Genomic DNA, 15954 nt, shown 5'->3' with positions numbered 1-15954 from the left:
CGTATGGAAATTTTTTGCGCCGAATCCTACGTCAGTTGTTATATGCAATTGACGACCCTCAATTGAATTTCCATTTTAATTCGGAACGGATCTAAATTCGAGATGCAATTTTCAAAAATATTCTTTTTCTTAATTGGTCCGTTCGCGCTTATCATCCTAGTCATGATTTCTTCTCCATGGCAGGCGGGAGACGGACTCAGGGCCTACCAAGGTAAAATCGATCTTAGAGGAATTCAAGATCCCGACTTCGGAATGACTAAACTCAACGGAGAATGGGAATTCAACTGGCTTCAAGAACCGGACGACGGAGTCGAAAACCATTCCAAAGGATTCATCGGAGTTCCCGGTTCCTGGACGAACGAATCCAAAAATCAACAAGCTTATCCTAAGTTCGGTTATGCGACTTACCGATTGAAGGTTTTTCTACCGGATGTCTGGAAGAAGAAAATTCTTTCCGTATCATTAGGAGCCGTAGCCTCCTCTTATCGCGTCAAAATCAACGGTCAAATCATCGGAGAATGCGGAACTCCCGGAGTGAGCGCCGATACTTCAATGCCGAGAATCGAGCCGAGAGATTTTTTATTCTTTGCGGACGAGGAAGAAGTGGAGATCGAAATCTTCGTTTCCAATTTTTCTTCCACGATGCCCGGCGTTCTGCTTCCCGTTTCGGTCGGACCCGCGAATTCGGCGGGAGTTTCGCGCGCGATCACGTTGTTCTTCGATATATTCTCCTTCAGCAGTCTTCTCATCATGGGGATTTATCACATCTTCCAGTATTTGTATTTGAGAAGCAGCGTATCTCCTCTGTATTTCGGGATGTACAGTCTTGTGATTTGTCTTCGAACCTCTTTGATCAATTCAAAAATCATCATGCTGTTTTTTCCGCAGATTCCTTGGTCGTGGATCAACAAGATCAATCATCTTACCTTGTCCGTCGGGGTTCCGTTCTTTCTTCTGTTTTTCAGTTCCGTCTTCGCTCCTTATGTGAATCGAAAATTCATCAACGCGGGAGTGATCTTTTCGATTTTGTTTACGATCGTGACTTTGTTCGGAGATATGCAGTTCAACAATCAGAACATATCGATCTATCACTACTTCATTCTTGCGGTGATCTTTTATCTGTTCTATACGATTTTGAAGATCGATTTCGATAAGGAAAGAAATTACACGTATATTCTCTACGGATCGGGAATTCTATTCATCGCGGTTCTCGTGGATTTGTTTTACGCGAGAGTTTTGAAAACCGGAAGCATTCAGACTTCTCATTACGCACTCGTATTCTTCGTCTTTTTACAATCGCTTCTTCTTGCATCGGAACGTTCTAGGAAATTCGCCGAAACGAGGGAATTGGCTTTGAATCTGAGAACTTCCAACCTCGAGTTATTCGAGATGAAGGAACAACTCGTTCAAAAGATCGAGGATAGAACCCGCGTACTCAACGACAACATCATTCAGATCAATCGTGAATTGGAAATCGCTCAGAACGTTCAACGTAAGATTTTGACTCCGCTGGATCGCAACATATCCGGAATCCGTTTTCATTACGAATACATGCCTCTGGAAAAAGTGGGCGGGGACTTTTTGGACGTATCCGAAATTCTTCCGGGAAAGGTGCGTGTTGTGATAGCGGACGCTGTCGGTCACGGTGTTCAGGCTTCTTTGATGACCATGGCATTAAAAACGGAATACGAAGAATTGAAAAATCTCGAGAATCCCGCTCAGATCCTCAAAGAATTGAACTTTCGATTCCTGAAAAAATTCGATTCCTTGGAAAGTATCTTCCCTTGTTTGATCGGGGACATCGATACGGAAAAGGAAGAATTCACGTACGCATCCGCGGGACATCCGGATCAAATCATTCAACTTCCCGGAGAATTCCCTTCTCTCATTCAAAAGACAGGGCCGATTCTCGGATTGTTTGAAACTCTTGAAATCGCTTCCAAGACGGTTTCCTTTCCGACGGGATCGAGACTGTTATTGTTCTCGGATGGTCTCATCGAAAATCGTATGAAGGATTCCTTAAATACGAAACAATACAACATGGAACTGATTACGAAAACCCTTCACGAAGGGCGAGAAAGCAGCTTAACCGCTTTGATTCAGGAGATCATCAAGATCGAGGAATTGACAAGAGGGGAGAATCCACGCTACGACGACGTAACCGTCATAGCCGTGGAATCTTATTCGTCGAAAAAAGTTTAGGCGACTACGACCATTTCACCGGAGCATTTCACTTCTCCGGAATCGTCCGCAGCTTCCACGGAAACGGTAATGAGCTTCTCACCGTTCTCTTCTTTCTTACGTTTCACTTTGCCGGTGCAGGTAAGTTTTTGTCCCGGTTTGGTCATGTTCTTAAACGTAACTCCGAACTCGCGGATTTGTTTTTGATCCGCCCAAGAAGTGCAAAGTCTTCCGAGTTGAGCCATCACATACATACCGTGAGCGATCGTTCCATCGAGACCGGTTTTACGCGCGAAGTCGGGATCGTTGTGGATCGGATTAAAATCTCCGGAAGCTCCCGCGTATCTTACTAAGTTCGCGTGCGTGATGACGTCCGTCTTTAAAGGAGGAAGTTCGTGTCCGACTTCAATTTTATCAAAATCAATCTTACTCATATCATGCCTCCGGTTTTCTGATAAAGATGGACATTTCCGCTTCTACGATCGCTTCCCCTTTGGAGTTCGAAACCGTAGTTTTGAAAGTCATCGTATCCATTTTTCCGACCGTAACGTTTACGCATTCGCCTTGGGAAGAAACTCTTCCCGGATAGATCGGTTTGAGATAGGTGTATTTTTCCTTTAAGTGGAGAATTCTGGAAGTATCGACTCCCATGTTTTCCATATCCTGCCAAATCTTTGGGTAACCCCAAAATTGAATTACGGTAGGATAAGTAGGAGGAGCGGGAGTGTCTTCGTAGCCCGCCTTTTTAGCGGCTTCCAAATCGAAGTGAATCGGGTTGGTTTCCCCGATCGCCTGACAGAACTCGCGGATCTTTCCTCTTTCTACGTCGAATTCGTAGCGATCCAGTTTTGTTCCGATCAGGTCTTTGGATATTCCTTTTGCTGACATATAAAGTTCCTGAGGTTTGTTTTGAAAAAAGGGCTTTCGACCGAATTCAATCTTACCAGAGAAGAAGAATCCGGTCGATGATTTTTTTAGAGAAAAACAGAACAAACGTTCTGTCTGTCAATTAGTATGAGAATCAAACCATTTTTTGAGGTCGTTTAAAACCTTGGTTCGGTCTTCGATTCGTTCGTTCATCGTTTCGTGATACAAGCCTTCGTAAATCTTGAGGGATTTATCCTGAGAACCCACCACTTCAAAGAAGGCTTCGCTTCCGGTGGAATCCGCGATATAATCCTCTTTCCCGTGAAAAACATAGATCGGAAGTTTGATCTTTCCCGCGTTTGCAAGAATCGGTTCTTCGCTGTTTAGGAGCATATTCCCCAAATACGCGGAAGCCATTCCGTGAACGAGAGGATCTTTCACATACGCATCCACTACGGCCTTATCATGGCTCAAATGATTTACGTTCAAGCCGGTGGGCAGGGTCAGGTTCGGAAGAATATCGGCCATAAAAGGAGCGATTCCTTTTTTGACTTTCATCACGAGATCCAGCTTCACTTTGATCGGAAGGGCGGAAACGATAAGTCCGCTCAAGTTTCCTTGATTCGTTCCTTCTTCCGCATAAAAGGTCACAATAGCCGCGCCCATCGAGTGACCGAGAAGGGTGACTTTGGAAACTTTTTCTTTCTCTTTTGCGATCGCGATGAGCTTATCCAAATCGGAAAGAAAATCCGAGAAAGAATCCACCGCGCCTCGTTTTCCTTCGGAACGACCGTGACCTCTCGAATCGATCAGGTAGAACGCCGTTCCCGTTCCGGCCAGCGCTTCGACTAAGAATTCGTAACGTCCGCTGTGTTCTCCGATTCCGTGTTGCACCACGAGAACCCGGTTTCCTTTTCTTCCTTCTTTGGGTTGATAAGTGCGGTAGAAGATCTTGGCTCCGCCGCTTCCGACGAACGTATCGTCTTGTAGATTGTAAGAATTACTCCATGACATAGCGGAACGTGTTATAAACGCAAACCGTCCTTTGAAAAGAGAAAAAAATTTCATTTGGGAAAAATTCACCGTAAACCGAGGTTCTTTTCTGTTGTCTCTCGAGGCCGAACGAATTTCCTGGATTCATGTTCTCAACCCGATCGTCTTTCCAGTACGGGATGTTTGCGATTCTCATCGTATCGTTTTCGATTTGGATCGGATGCAATCCGATTCCGCATTCCGAAAAGAATACGGTAAAAGGCGATTTGACCCGTTTGCTTAAGAGCGGAGATTTCGAATGCACCGGAGAAGCGAATCGTGAGATCGAAAAGTTTCGATTTCATTGGAAAAAAAATCCGGGAAGATATTCCAACCTCAATCCCGCCGATCGCTGGAAGAACGTTCAGATGACTTTGTACACGGACGAATCTTTGTTCATCAACGAATCCCAGGATTCTTTATTCATTCCATCGGGACAAGAATGCGTATTGAAAGCGGAGCAGTTTTTCACCGATCGCGATCGGATCGTATTTCAATTCTATGCGACGCATCTTTCCAACGGCAATTCGTTCGGCGGCGACGGAAATTTAAAAATCTATTTAGACGAAACGAAAATTTTCGAGCGGGGTCTTGAAAAGAAAAAGGAAGAATGGAATCGCTTTTCGGTTCCTTTACGATCCGCGGATGCAGCTTCGAACGTTTCCAAAGCTACGTTGAAGATTCGATGGGAATCGCGGACGGGTTCCGGATTGTTTTTAGGTTCGCCCGTTCTATTCGAAAAACGGAATACACAAAAAAAGAATGTGATCTTGATCGTGATCGACGCGTTGCGTCAGGATTCCCTGTCTTCCGGCGGTTCTCCGTTTCCGACGACTCCGATTTTGGATTCTTTTTCAAAGGAATCGATCGTGTTTCAAAATACGATCGCGAACGGAAATTGGACCAAACCTTCCATGCTTTCTTTTTTCACTTCGGAGATCGCGTCCAACCTCGGACTCGGAAACGCATGGTTTTATACTTCGGGACAGCAGCGAAAAATTTTTTATTCGAAAAAGCCGCTTACGATGCCGAACGCATTTCGAGAAGAAGGATATTTCACCGAAAGCATCATGAATAACGTTTTTCTAATGGATTATACTTCGGTCGGAGTCGATTTAGGATTTCATAAAATTCAGCAAGTCGGAAAGGATACGCTCGATACGGAAGAGCTGGTCGCTCGGGCCGAAACGTTTTTCGGAGAACACAAGGACGATTTGTTCTTTTTGCATCTCAATCTGAACACGCCCCACTGGGGTTATCGACCTCCCGCAAAATATTTTCAAGAGCTGAAGAATCAATCCGATCCTTTGTTGTGGAAGGAATTGGACGAGTATCAGCAGAAGTATCTTGGAGAAGTTCGCTATACGGACGCGCTTTTAGGGAGAATTTTCGTGGAACTCAAAAAACAAGGATTATACGAGGATTCTTGGATCGTCGTTACGAGCGATCACGGAGAGCTTCTGGAAAAGTCGCATTATTATCATCACCATTTCATCACGGAAACCGTTTATGCACACGGGGAAACGCATTACGAAAAAGAAATCCGAGTTCCTTGGATCATTCATCCGCCGAAAAGCCTGCAAAGTCGGATTCAAAAACGCGAGTTTACCGATCCGGTTTCTCTTTTGTCTTTGATGCCCACTTTGCTCGGTTTGAGCGGGATTTCCTATCCGCCGGAAAAATTAAAAGGCAACGACTATTCCAAAGCGGTTTTCGGACAAGACGGCCCGTCATCCGAGCCGGTCATTTATACGGAAGGGAGATATTCCGAATCCGTTCTTACGAAACATTTCAAATACATACGACGTTATCCCGGTTACGATTCGGTTCGAAGAACGAGAGAAGGGGCTCCGCATAAGATGTCCGAAGAGTTATATGATCTTCAAAAAGATCCGAAAGAACTTCAGAACGTCGCCCTGACGAATTTCGAATTGTTAAACGAAGCCCGAAACGTTTTGAAACGAAATCAGCTTCATAAGAACGAATTCGTTTTACGATTGCCTCGATGTGAAGCAGATTGCGAACGGGAAGTTCGCCTCTTTTCCAAGGGCGGGATATATCGTTACGATTTCGACGGAGAGTTTCGGGTCTTACAAGAGGATTCGAAAAATATTACATTCAAAATATTGAATGGTTCGGGCGCTTCCGATCGCGTTTTGACCGTTCGAACGGTGGATCCGTTTCCCGATTTCAGACTTCAGATTTTTAAAAACGGAAAACCGGAAGACTATCGAGTCGGTAAATGGGGGATTCGTTCGAACAAGGCGGCGGAAATTTTATCGGTCGAACCGGATTACGTTTCTCTGGGAAGGGAACCTTACCGATTTGCGTCCTCCGAAATTCCGTTTTTATACTATCACACCGGCTTTTCCGGCGGTAAAGAAACGGAAGAAGAGGCGGCTATGGGCAAGGAAGTTCGTAAAATCCTGGAAAGTTGGGGTTATATCCATCAGTAAGTTCCGTTTTTTAAACCGATTCGGATTTCAAAAGATTTTGATAATTTGGTTTGACTAATCAAAGTATTTTGCTATAGAATGATCGCGTGAGCGCCGATTTAGTCAGTCAGATCCTGGAATTTTATCCGAGAATTTTCTTCGCCTGTCATACGAGACATGTCGAAGATCCGAAAACGAAGCAGGTTCTGACGGCAAATCAGGCAAGCGTTTTGGATCATCTGGACGGAGACGAACCCGTAAGTCTGTACGACTTGGCTCTGCACATGGGAGTGACTCCCTCGACGATGTCGATCACCGTTTCCCGTTTGGAAACGCTCGGTTATCTGCTAAAAGAAAAGAATCCGAAAGACGGAAGAGGGACTCTCATTCGTTTAACAAAGGCCGGAGAGAAAATCAAAAGTAAAAAGTCGGTTTTGGATCCGAATCTCGTTAAGAAACTTCTGAAACGATTGAGTAAGGAAGAACAGGAAGCCGCCGTTAAAGGACTCGGGTTGCTCGCTTTTGCCGCCGAACTGGAAATGAAAAACAAAAGTCTTTCGAGGTCTTGGTCGCGGGGGAAATGAAGGCTTAAAAATTATAAGACTAGAATATTCTTATTTATTAAAGTATGAAAGAGGTTTTACGTATGATATACACGATTCTTATTTATGCGGTCGGATTCTTAATTCTATTGGTTGCGGGGATTTACGGAATCGGAGCTTCGCTTCCGGTGGAACATACTTCTTCTTTAGAACGGGTGTTTCCGACGCAACCTGCGACGATTTACGGAATGATTCGAGATTTTAAGCAATATTCGGCTTGGAGACCTAACATCAAAAACGTGGAGGAGATTTCTTCGAACTCCTGGAAGGAAACGGATTCTCATAAAGAAGTGATGACGTTTTCCTTTATCCAAGATCAAAAAGACCGTTTGATCGAATCCAAAATCATGGATGAAGACAAACCTTTCGGCGGTTCTTGGACGTTCGAATTGAGCGCGGCCGAGGGCGGAACCAAATTGAAGATCACGGAAAACGGAAAAGTTTTTTCTCCGGTATTTCGATTCTTTTCCAAATTCGTTTTCGGTCACACCGCGACGATCGATTCGTATTTGGATTTTATGAGTACGGAAATTCAAAAGAGAACGGGGAAATAGTATGGCGGGTTATTCCGGTAAAGCATTGGGAGATAAACTCGGTTTAAAATCCGGCATGAAAGTTTTCTTTAAGGATTTGCCGGAAGACGTTCAAAAAGATTTGAAAGCTCATTTAAGCGAGGTCGAAATCGGAAAAACCTTAAAAGGCACATTCGATTATCTGCATCTATTTACCAAAGAAGTCAAAGAACTTCAAAAACAATTTCCGAAACTCGTTGAATCCTTGGGTGATAAGGGAATGATCTGGATTTCTTGGCCGAAAGGTTCTTCGAAGGTTCCCACCGATTTGAACGAAAATATCGTTCGTGAAATCGGATTGAAGCTCGGAATCGTGGACGTCAAAGTCTGCGCGGTTTCGGAGATTTGGTCCGGTTTGAAATTTTATAGAAGAAAGAATTGATAAGGATGTCAAGCAACGTCGCTGAATGTCGTAGTAACGTGCCGGTGATCGCAAGCGATTGCACGATTCGCGCAACTGTTCGATCGCGCGACTCGCGACCGCTCACTTCGTTCGCTGAACTCAGCGTCGCGGCTTCCTAAGGGGCGCCGCGACAGGGATGTGGAAGGCGCGTTCGCGTCTCGAGCGTATAACGGCAGGACCTTTTATTTTGATAAAATTTGCGAGAGATGAGTCGCTTTGCGACGAACCTGGAACAAGCCCGGTCCCGCGACTTGCAGTCGCGGGAGTCGCCCTAAGGATTAAGCGTAATTTGCTTCGTGCGTGAGGGAAGGTCTTCGTCTTTCTTTGTTTGCCGTCATCGCTTCGAGGAGGTTCGGGATCATCTTCGGTTGCGAATGAAACAGTTCTCCGAGTTCCTTCGGCGCGGCCAATGCGGCTTCGATCGCGTCGCGGTTCAAGGCTCTTTTGGTTTCAACGGTTGCGGAAGCCGGAATCCGATTGAGGACGTTGATTTTGCTGAGAGACTTCTTTCTCAATTCTTCCAAGGAAGCTCCCACTTCGGTTAACAATCCGTTTTGTACCGCTTCCGCCGGTTTGTAAAGCGCGCCTTCAAGCGCCGCTTCGGATACGGCCGAAGGCAACATCACTTGTCTCATTCTCAGAATCAGAGATCTCGTGATCGGAAGACCGACTAACGGTTCCGCGAATCCGATTCTTCCCTTACCGTCCACCATATAACGATAATCGCATGTATAAGCGATGATTGCTCCGCCGCCCACGGCGTTGCCGCCGACTTCCGCGATCAAAGGTTTTGGAAAGCTCATCAAGGATGTGAACATCTGAAAAATTCCCCCCATGATCTTGGAAATTTCGTCCGTGGAGGAACTGAGAATCGCGTCCGGGTCCAAGCCGACGCAAAAATCTCCGTCCGGTCCGTTGATGATACCCGCGCGAATCTCCTGATCCATCGTGAATTCTTTTAGAATGGCGCCCATCTCGTGCATGATGGGGAGGGTTAACGTCATGGGGCCTTCCGGTAAGAATTTCATGACTCCGATTTTCGAATCTTTTGCGGTAATGATTTCTTTTGCGAGTTTCATACGATTCCTCTTTGTGTTCTCTGCGTTTTAAATCTTCGATCTTCTATTTATTTCCAACGTCGAGGTTTGATAGTTTTGGATCAAACTTAAATCCAACGACGGGAGGAATTTATTGGTTTGGATTTTAAACTATTTGTTTAATTGTCCAACGGAATTTCGATGATGAATTTGGTTCCGATTCCTTCTTCACTTTCCAAACTGATCTTACCTTTGTGGAGTTCCACGATCACTTTGACAATCGACATTCCGAGTCCGGTCGTTTGTTCGCCTTTGAGTCCTTGTCGTTTGGCGCGAGTGAATTGATCGAAGATCGCGGATTGAAGTCCTAAAGGAATTCCGATTCCGGTATCTTCCACGATGATCATCGCCTTTTTATCCTGAGAATAAGAATGTATCAGAATTTCTCCGCCTTCTTTCGTGAATTTGAGCGAGTTGGATATGAGATTTTCCAATACGCGCTGAAACTTAAGAAGTTCGATTTGAACCGGAATCGGATCGGTTCCCATCTTCGCGTGCAGCTTGATCTTTTTGTTTTCCGCGTCCGGAAGATTCTGTTTTACGAGAGTTTGAATGAGATGATTTAAGTTCGCCTTTTCCGTTTTGAGTTTATAGTTCTCGTTTTCCATTTCCGCGATCTGCAGCAGATCTTGGATGATGTTCAGGGTTTTATTGGCGGCTTGACTCATCATTCCGAGAAGTTCCGCGTTGTTCGGATTGTTTGTTTGTTCCTTTAAAAGTTCGGTTAAGCTGATGATTCCGCTGATAGGATTTTTAAGATCGTGTGCGACCGCCGCAAGCAACCGGTCCTTGCCTTTGATGATTTTCGTCGTTTTGTTTTCGTAGTTCTTTCTTTCCGTAATGTCTCGGATATAAATCGTGGCCCCCGAAATCGTCCGTTTGTTTTCGGAAAGACCATGGATCGGACAAGTTATAATTTCATAATAATTGCATGTTCCATCCTCGTTCGAAATCTCCCATTCCCGTTTGATTGAGTTGCCTTCGAAAGTTTGATCGTATATATCCTTCCAGATTTTCGACATGTTCGAATCGAATTCCTCCAGGATATTGCTTCCTATTTTCAGATTTATTTTATAGATGCTGAATATGGCTTCGTGAAAGATCCGGTTCATCGTTATGATTCGGTAATTGCGATCCACGGACCATATCGAGTCTTGCGTGTTTTCGATCAGCGCTCTTAGATTCTCTTCCGATTTTTCCAGCTTTGCCGAAATTGCGATTCGATCGGTCACGTCCCGCGCGATGCCTTCGATGCGTTCCGGTTGACCGTTGGCATCTCGCACGATCCAGGAACGATCGCTGATATAACGGATCTGTCCGTCGGGGCGTTTGATTCTATACTCCACTTCGTAAAAGGGTTTTCCGGAACGTAGTTCTTTCAATTTCAATTCTGCGAGATATCTGTCGTCCGGATGGATCAGGTTGATCCAGAGTTGGTCGTCCTTAAAGAATTCTTCCGGTTCGATTCCGTAGAGTTTTTTGGCGCCCTCGCTGATATACAAAAGTTTATACGCTTTCGCATCCGAAGACCAGATGAGATCGTCGATCGTCCCTAAGACGTTTCGGATCAGCTCGTTCTTCTGTTTGATTTCGTTTTCGACCTGCGCTTCTTTCGTTTTATCCGCTCCAACTCCGAGAAATCCCTGGAATTGATTTTGTTTATCCAAAACGGGATAAATCTTCCATTCGAGGTGAAGTCTCTCTCCGCTCGAGTTGCGAATATCGTAGGAATGCGTTTCCGGATGGAGAGTGTTCCTTACGTTTTTTAGAATTTCAAAGATCGGGTTTCTGAAGTTTTCGGGCAGGAAATGAATCCATTGAACCGCGTAGAGTTGTTGTTTATTTTTCCCAAAGACGTCGCAGCACGTTTGATTGATATAAGTGAGAGTCGTATCCGGCAGAAACTTACAGATAAGCAAAGGAAGGTGATCGAGTATTTCGGATGATTCGGGTGAAAAGACGTTTCCCGTGATCGTTGGGGTTTTCGGATTCAAATGTGATTTCCTTCTGATGTCCTTTTCCATTGGACGAAGAAGAGCGGAATGATATTCACCGATTCGATTTTAGCATAAAAAACGGCCACACGGAAAATAACATACCTTCCGAATTCTTTGTCACAGATGACATCGCTCCTTTTGAGTTTATACATTTCTCCCTATTCTCCCGAGGAGAATTGATTATTAAGCGACATCATAAATTTCGGCGCCATTCTGAATTCTGCGCCTAAAACGGAAATCGAACCGGAATTTTATACGCCTAGAACTCGTGAAAATCAAGACATTTCGAAAAAAATCAATTTGACTCTTTCGTTTTTTTGAATTCATTATGCGGAATGCGAAATAAATTTTTTCTTATTTCAATTATATTCTTTTTTTGGAATGAAACGGTTTTTGCAGATATCCTCTATCTCAAAGACGGCCGTGTAATCTTCGTAAAAGTTCTCAATCAAGACATGGATAAGGTCACGGTTTCGAACGAACGCGAAACTTGGGATATCGAAAAGCGCAGGATTTCCCGAATCTCCTTCAATGAAGACGAAGAAATCTACGTCCGCAATCAACTCAGAGAACGGGATCGAATGGTCGCCGAGATCGATTTCCTAAAAAAGTCTCTGGTCGAAAAGGAAGCCCTCGAATCGCAGAGAAAGGAAGAATCCGTTAAAAATCACGATCTTGCCAAGGGCGCGCTTTGGAGAAGCGCCGTGTTTCCCGGTTGGGGACAATTTTATCGGGAAGAAAAGGATCGAGGTTATTTCTTTTCCGTCGCTGCAGGTCTTTCTCTTTTGTTCTGGTATCAGTCGGATCAAAAGTATCAAGAGCAGGGAAAGAATTTGAACGAAGCCAATCAATTCTCCCTGGCCGCCGCAGCGAGCGGAGATCCCGCTTTGATCGCCGGAGCTTTCTTTCACGCGAACGAAATCAGAAATCAAAGATACCAAGTCGGAATTCAGGCTTCTTCCGCTTTGATTCTTTTCTTTACGATTTATACCTTCAACTTGATCGACGCTTGGTTGTTCGGAAGACCTTGGAACTTCTTTGCCAAACCTCCTGAAGAAAAGAAAGAATCGATCGAAATCAATGCAACCCCGGATTCTCCCCAAAATCCTTCTGCGCCCGTTTTACCCGAATCGCCGGATAGAACGGTTCCTATGTTGCCTCAATCGAATTTGCCCGGGAACGGTATGAATCGGTGGGAAGTTCGATGGAGAATCCGTTTTTAACGCAATCGCGTAGCCGCGGATTCTCCATGCAGAAATCTTAATTTTATTTTTTCGGTCTTTTAGAAGCCGGCTTTTTCGGTAATTCCGCTTCCGCTTCTTCTTGGGCGAAGGCCCATTCTTTTTCGTAGTTTACTTGTCCGTTCGATGGATGGGCCGGCGCATGAACCAACGATGCGTTCATGTCGTAATCCGGACGGAATTTGGCTTCGATCCATTCTCTGAATCGATCGATATATCCGAAGATCGAAGGTACGACCACGAGAGTGACCACCGTCGAAAGAATCAATCCTCCGATGATCGCGATCCCCATCGCGGTTCTTGATTTTGCGGCTTCTCCGAGTCCGAGAGCGATCGGAACCGTTCCCATAATCATCGCGAGAGAAGTCATCAAGATCGGTCGAAGCCGAACAAGTCCCGCTTCGTAGATCGCGTCGTTTCTGGATTTTCCTTCTTCTCGCATCGCCTGCATCGCGTAGTCGACCAAAAGGATCGAGTTCTTGGCGACGAGACCCATGAGAAGAATCAAACCGATCATCGAGAAGAGATTGAGCATCTCGTTGGTCAGCGCAAGTGCGAAGAAGGCTCCCGAAATCGCAGGCGGGATCGCGAATAGGATCGTAATCGGAGTGATGAACGATTCATACAAGGAAGCGAGTACGAGATAGATGAACACGAGAGCGAGGCCGAACGCGAGTACGATGTTCGCCAGAAGCTCTTTGAAGTCCTCGGATTGTCCTTGGAAGTTGTAACGAATTCCCGGTGGCGGAGGAAGTTCCTTTTTGAGAATTTCATCCGTGATCCGAGTCGCGTCTTGAACCGCACCGCCCGGCGCTAAGTTCGCATTGATCACGATCGTTCTTGCGCGGTCGATTCGGTTGATCCGCGAAGGTCCGGCCGTTTCTTTTCCCACGCTGATCGCTGACAAAGGAATGAGTTTGTTCGCGATGTTCGGAACTTTGGTTTGTCCGTATGCCTGTCTTAGGTTTCTTTGATCCGGGCGAAGTCTCATTTTAACTTCGTATTCGATTCCCTTATCGTAGAACTTGCTGACCTCGTCTCCCGCGATTTGATACCGGAGTTCGGAGCCAGCAACTCCGGGAAGAACTCCCACAAGCTGCATCTTCAGGTTATCCAAGTGGATTTGATATTCCGGCTTTCCGGCCCTGTAATCCGTATCGATGTCCGCGAGGTCGGAAAGGGATTTCAATCGTGCGACGACCTTTTTGGAATACACGTCCATCTCCGCGAGATCTTCCCCTTTGATTACGAGCTGGAACGGATATTGAATCCCGCCGCCGACGGCGCTATAATCGGAAACCGCAGGTCTTGCATATGCGAACGGTTTCAAAAGTTCGCGGATTTCGTCTTTGACCTGCGTAGTCGTACGTTTTCGTTTTTTAGAATTTACTAATGCAACCGCGAGTGTTCCCGCGTTCGGTTCCCCGCCGTCCGGTTTACCGATCGTGACCGCGATCATGTCCATCTCGGGAATTTTTTTCAACACGTCGAGAACCTGATCCGCGACTTGTCTCGTTCCTTGTAAGCTCGTTCCCGGTGGAAGATCCAAGGTGACCAAGAATTCTCCCTGGTCGTTTGCGGGTAAGAACGTACTCTTCACCAATTTCAAGGAAAGAATGGAGAGAATAAAAATTCCAAGAGAAGCAAGGAGAACCATTCCCGGTCTTTTCAACGCGACCTTCATCACCTTGCCGTATTGTCTTTCGAGCCAGGTTTGGAATTTGTCGAACAGTTCCACGGCCTTGTTCGGTTTCGCGTTGTGGTCGATCTTACCTGCAAAATACGCGGATAACATCGGAGCGACTGCGAGACCGTCGAAGAGGGAAATGAGCATCGCGAATACCACGGTCAAACCGAACTGTTTGAAGAACTGACCCACGATCCCGGAAAGAAATCCCACGGGTAAGAATACCGCGATCACCGTCAAAGAGGTTCCGATTACGGCTAACGTTACTTCTGTGGTTCCCGTTTCGGCCGCTTCGATGACTCCTTTTCCTTCTTCCAGTTTTCGGAAGATGTTTTCCCTCACCACGATCGCGTCGTCTACGAGAAGTCCCACCGCCAAAGAAAGAGCGAGAAGAGTCATGACGTTGATGGTAAAACCCATCGCCCACATCAGAACGAACGCACCGAGCATCGAGTTCGGAAGAGCGAGACCGGTGATCACGGTCGAGCGGAAGTTTCCTAAAAAGAAATAAACCGTGATGACCGCGAGCAACATACCGATGACGATCGCTTCGGTCACGTCCTCGACGTTGTAACGAATCCATTTGGATCCGTCGCGGATCAGACGGATTTTCGGTTTTCCGTCTAAGTTGGCGATTCCGTCGTTGAGTTTGCCGATTCGCTTGAGAACCTCGTCGGCAACCGCGACCGTGTTCGCGCCGGATTGTTTGTAAACGTCGATGAATAAAGCGGGTTTGGTTTCTTTTGTCGCGGCCGTAGCTTGTTCTTTTTTGCCTTTGAAAAAATTTCCGATCTTGGTAAAAACGGAAACTTTCTCTTCGATGCCTTCGTCTTTGGAAGCCCAGAGATAACCGATGGTTTCTTCGTCTTCCGTTCCGTCTCGAACGGTTCCGAGTTGTTTGATGAGAACCGCGTTACCGACTTCTCCGCTGAAGGAAACGATCGTGTTTTCGATTTGAGAAAGAGTTTCGTAACGGCCCAAGGTTCGGTAAGAAGTTTCTTTCGAACCCGCTTCGAATTTACCGACGGGAACGTTGAGACCTGCGGTTTTTAAACGATTCGCGATGACGACCGTCGGCATTTGATAAGAACTGAGTTTGTTTCGATCCAATTCGATTTGGATTTCTCTTCTCGTTCCTCCGACGATCTTAACCGAACCCACGCCTTGTACTTGTTCGAGTCTTGCTTTGACGGTTTCTTTCGCGAGGTCGTAGAGTTTTGCCTGGTCCAATTCCGCGAAGAGTGCGAGACGAACGATCGGCTGATCCGCCGGATCGAAACGAACCACTTTCGGTTCCTTGATTCCGGTAGGAAGTTTCGGTTTTACAAGACCGACCTTGTCGCGAAATTGTTGTTCCGCGTATTTGATATCCGTGTCGAGAGTGAACTCACCGAAAACGACGGAGACGCCTTCCTGGTTTCTGGAAGATATTTTTTTCAAACCGGAGATGGAAGAGAGTTCTTCCTCCAAAGGTTTGGAAACGAGTTCCTCGATCTCTTCCGGACCGGCTCCGGGATAAATCGTCGTTACGGAAACGACGGGAATGTTTACGTCGGGGAAAAGATCCACTCCCATTCTCCCTAACGCCACCCAACCGGTGAGAAGCATCAGAAGAACGATACTGCAAATAAAAATAGGTCGTTTGATCGAAAGCTGGGCGATATTCATGGATTACCTCAGTGTAACTACCAGTGAGCGCCGAGCTTCGTAAAAAAGAAATAAATAACAAATTTCCGTGAAGAAATTTTGAAATTCTGTATTAGAATTTACTGAATTCTTTTATTTAGTTTGAACCTCAATCTATTTGGAAACAAACGGAAGGTGTTGATTCTTTCTAAAA

General features: G+C 45.7%; 11 protein-coding genes and 3 pseudogenes. 7 read left to right on the top strand and 7 right to left on the bottom strand.

Features of this window, described 5'->3' with window-relative positions:
• Window positions 1-102 precede the first annotated feature (102 nt).
• Window positions 103-2202: a SpoIIE family protein phosphatase gene (locus DLM76_RS03725; RefSeq protein ID WP_118964380.1), complete on the top strand. Its 2100-nt coding sequence runs from the start codon at window positions 103-105 to the stop codon at window positions 2200-2202.
• Here the strand turns inward: DLM76_RS03725 and DLM76_RS03720 are convergent.
• The 3 genes from DLM76_RS03720 to DLM76_RS03710 all read right to left on the bottom strand — a co-directional run bounded on the left by DLM76_RS03720 (window position 2199) and on the right by DLM76_RS03710 (window position 4116).
• A complete protein-coding gene (locus DLM76_RS03720; protein WP_118954894.1) occupies window positions 2199-2615 on the bottom strand; it encodes a MaoC family dehydratase in 417 nt (138 codons plus the stop codon). The genes DLM76_RS03725 and DLM76_RS03720 overlap by 4 nt on opposite strands.
• A 1-nt stretch (window position 2616) precedes the next feature.
• Entirely contained in the window at window positions 2617-3069 is a 453-nt protein-coding gene (locus DLM76_RS03715) for an FAS1-like dehydratase domain-containing protein (protein WP_118954895.1), read from the bottom strand.
• A 117-nt stretch (window positions 3070-3186) separates the two neighbouring features.
• Complete coding sequence (locus tag DLM76_RS03710) at window positions 3187-4116, bottom strand: alpha/beta hydrolase (RefSeq protein WP_167450713.1); 930 nt, start codon at window positions 4114-4116, stop codon at window positions 3187-3189.
• Window positions 4117-4187: 71 nt separating this feature from the next.
• On the opposite strand from DLM76_RS03710, the pseudogene DLM76_RS22135 reads away from it, so the two are divergent.
• The 5 genes and pseudogenes from DLM76_RS22135 to DLM76_RS03690 form a co-directional block, all read left to right on the top strand.
• A pseudogene (locus tag DLM76_RS22135) lies at window positions 4188-4698 on the top strand (sulfatase); the annotation flags it as partial.
• 44 nt (window positions 4699-4742) lie between these two features.
• Window positions 4743-6536: pseudogene (locus tag DLM76_RS03705) on the top strand (sulfatase family protein); the annotation flags it as partial.
• An 86-nt stretch (window positions 6537-6622) separates the two neighbouring features.
• Entirely contained in the window at window positions 6623-7099 is a 477-nt protein-coding gene (locus DLM76_RS03700) for a MarR family winged helix-turn-helix transcriptional regulator (RefSeq protein ID WP_118964377.1), read from the top strand.
• Window positions 7100-7161: 62 nt separating this feature from the next.
• Window positions 7162-7671 carry an LIC10604 family protein gene (locus DLM76_RS03695; protein ID WP_118964376.1) on the top strand — a complete coding sequence of 170 codons (510 nt, stop codon included), beginning with the start codon at window positions 7162-7164 and terminating at the stop codon, window positions 7669-7671.
• Window position 7672: 1 nt separating this feature from the next.
• Window positions 7673-8071 carry a DUF3052 family protein gene (locus DLM76_RS03690; protein WP_118954900.1) on the top strand — a complete coding sequence of 133 codons (399 nt, stop codon included), beginning with the start codon at window positions 7673-7675 and terminating at the stop codon, window positions 8069-8071.
• A gap of 299 nt (window positions 8072-8370) precedes the next feature.
• On the opposite strand, the gene DLM76_RS03685 is transcribed toward DLM76_RS03690, so the two are convergent.
• From DLM76_RS03685 to DLM76_RS21850, 3 genes and pseudogenes are all read right to left on the bottom strand, one after another.
• Window positions 8371-9171, bottom strand: coding sequence for an enoyl-CoA hydratase/isomerase family protein (locus tag DLM76_RS03685; protein WP_118954901.1), 801 nt, complete (start codon window positions 9169-9171; stop codon window positions 8371-8373).
• A gap of 137 nt (window positions 9172-9308) precedes the next feature.
• Window positions 9309-10421 (bottom strand): PAS domain-containing sensor histidine kinase, encoded by a 1113-nt coding sequence (locus tag DLM76_RS21855; protein WP_277749313.1) that lies wholly within the window; start codon window positions 10419-10421, stop codon window positions 9309-9311.
• A pseudogene (locus tag DLM76_RS21850) lies at window positions 10407-11213 on the bottom strand (PAS domain-containing protein); the annotation flags it as partial. The gene DLM76_RS21855 and the pseudogene DLM76_RS21850, both read right to left, overlap by 15 nt.
• A gap of 308 nt (window positions 11214-11521) precedes the next feature.
• On the opposite strand from DLM76_RS21850, the gene DLM76_RS03675 reads away from it, so the two are divergent.
• Window positions 11522-12409 (top strand): LA_0442/LA_0875 N-terminal domain-containing protein, encoded by an 888-nt coding sequence (locus DLM76_RS03675; protein WP_147455776.1) that lies wholly within the window; start codon window positions 11522-11524, stop codon window positions 12407-12409.
• 43 nt (window positions 12410-12452) lie between these two features.
• Here DLM76_RS03675 and DLM76_RS03670 read toward each other — a convergent pair whose 3' ends face one another.
• Window positions 12453-15782, bottom strand: coding sequence for an efflux RND transporter permease subunit (locus tag DLM76_RS03670; RefSeq protein ID WP_118964373.1), 3330 nt, complete (start codon window positions 15780-15782; stop codon window positions 12453-12455).
• Window positions 15783-15954 lie beyond the last annotated feature (172 nt).

This window comes from Leptospira yasudae, from assembly GCF_003545925.1.
Classification (GTDB): Bacteria; Spirochaetota; Leptospiria; order Leptospirales; family Leptospiraceae; genus Leptospira; species Leptospira yasudae.
Note: the sequence above shows the minus strand (reverse complement) of the source record. Positions and strands in the feature narration are given on the sequence as shown.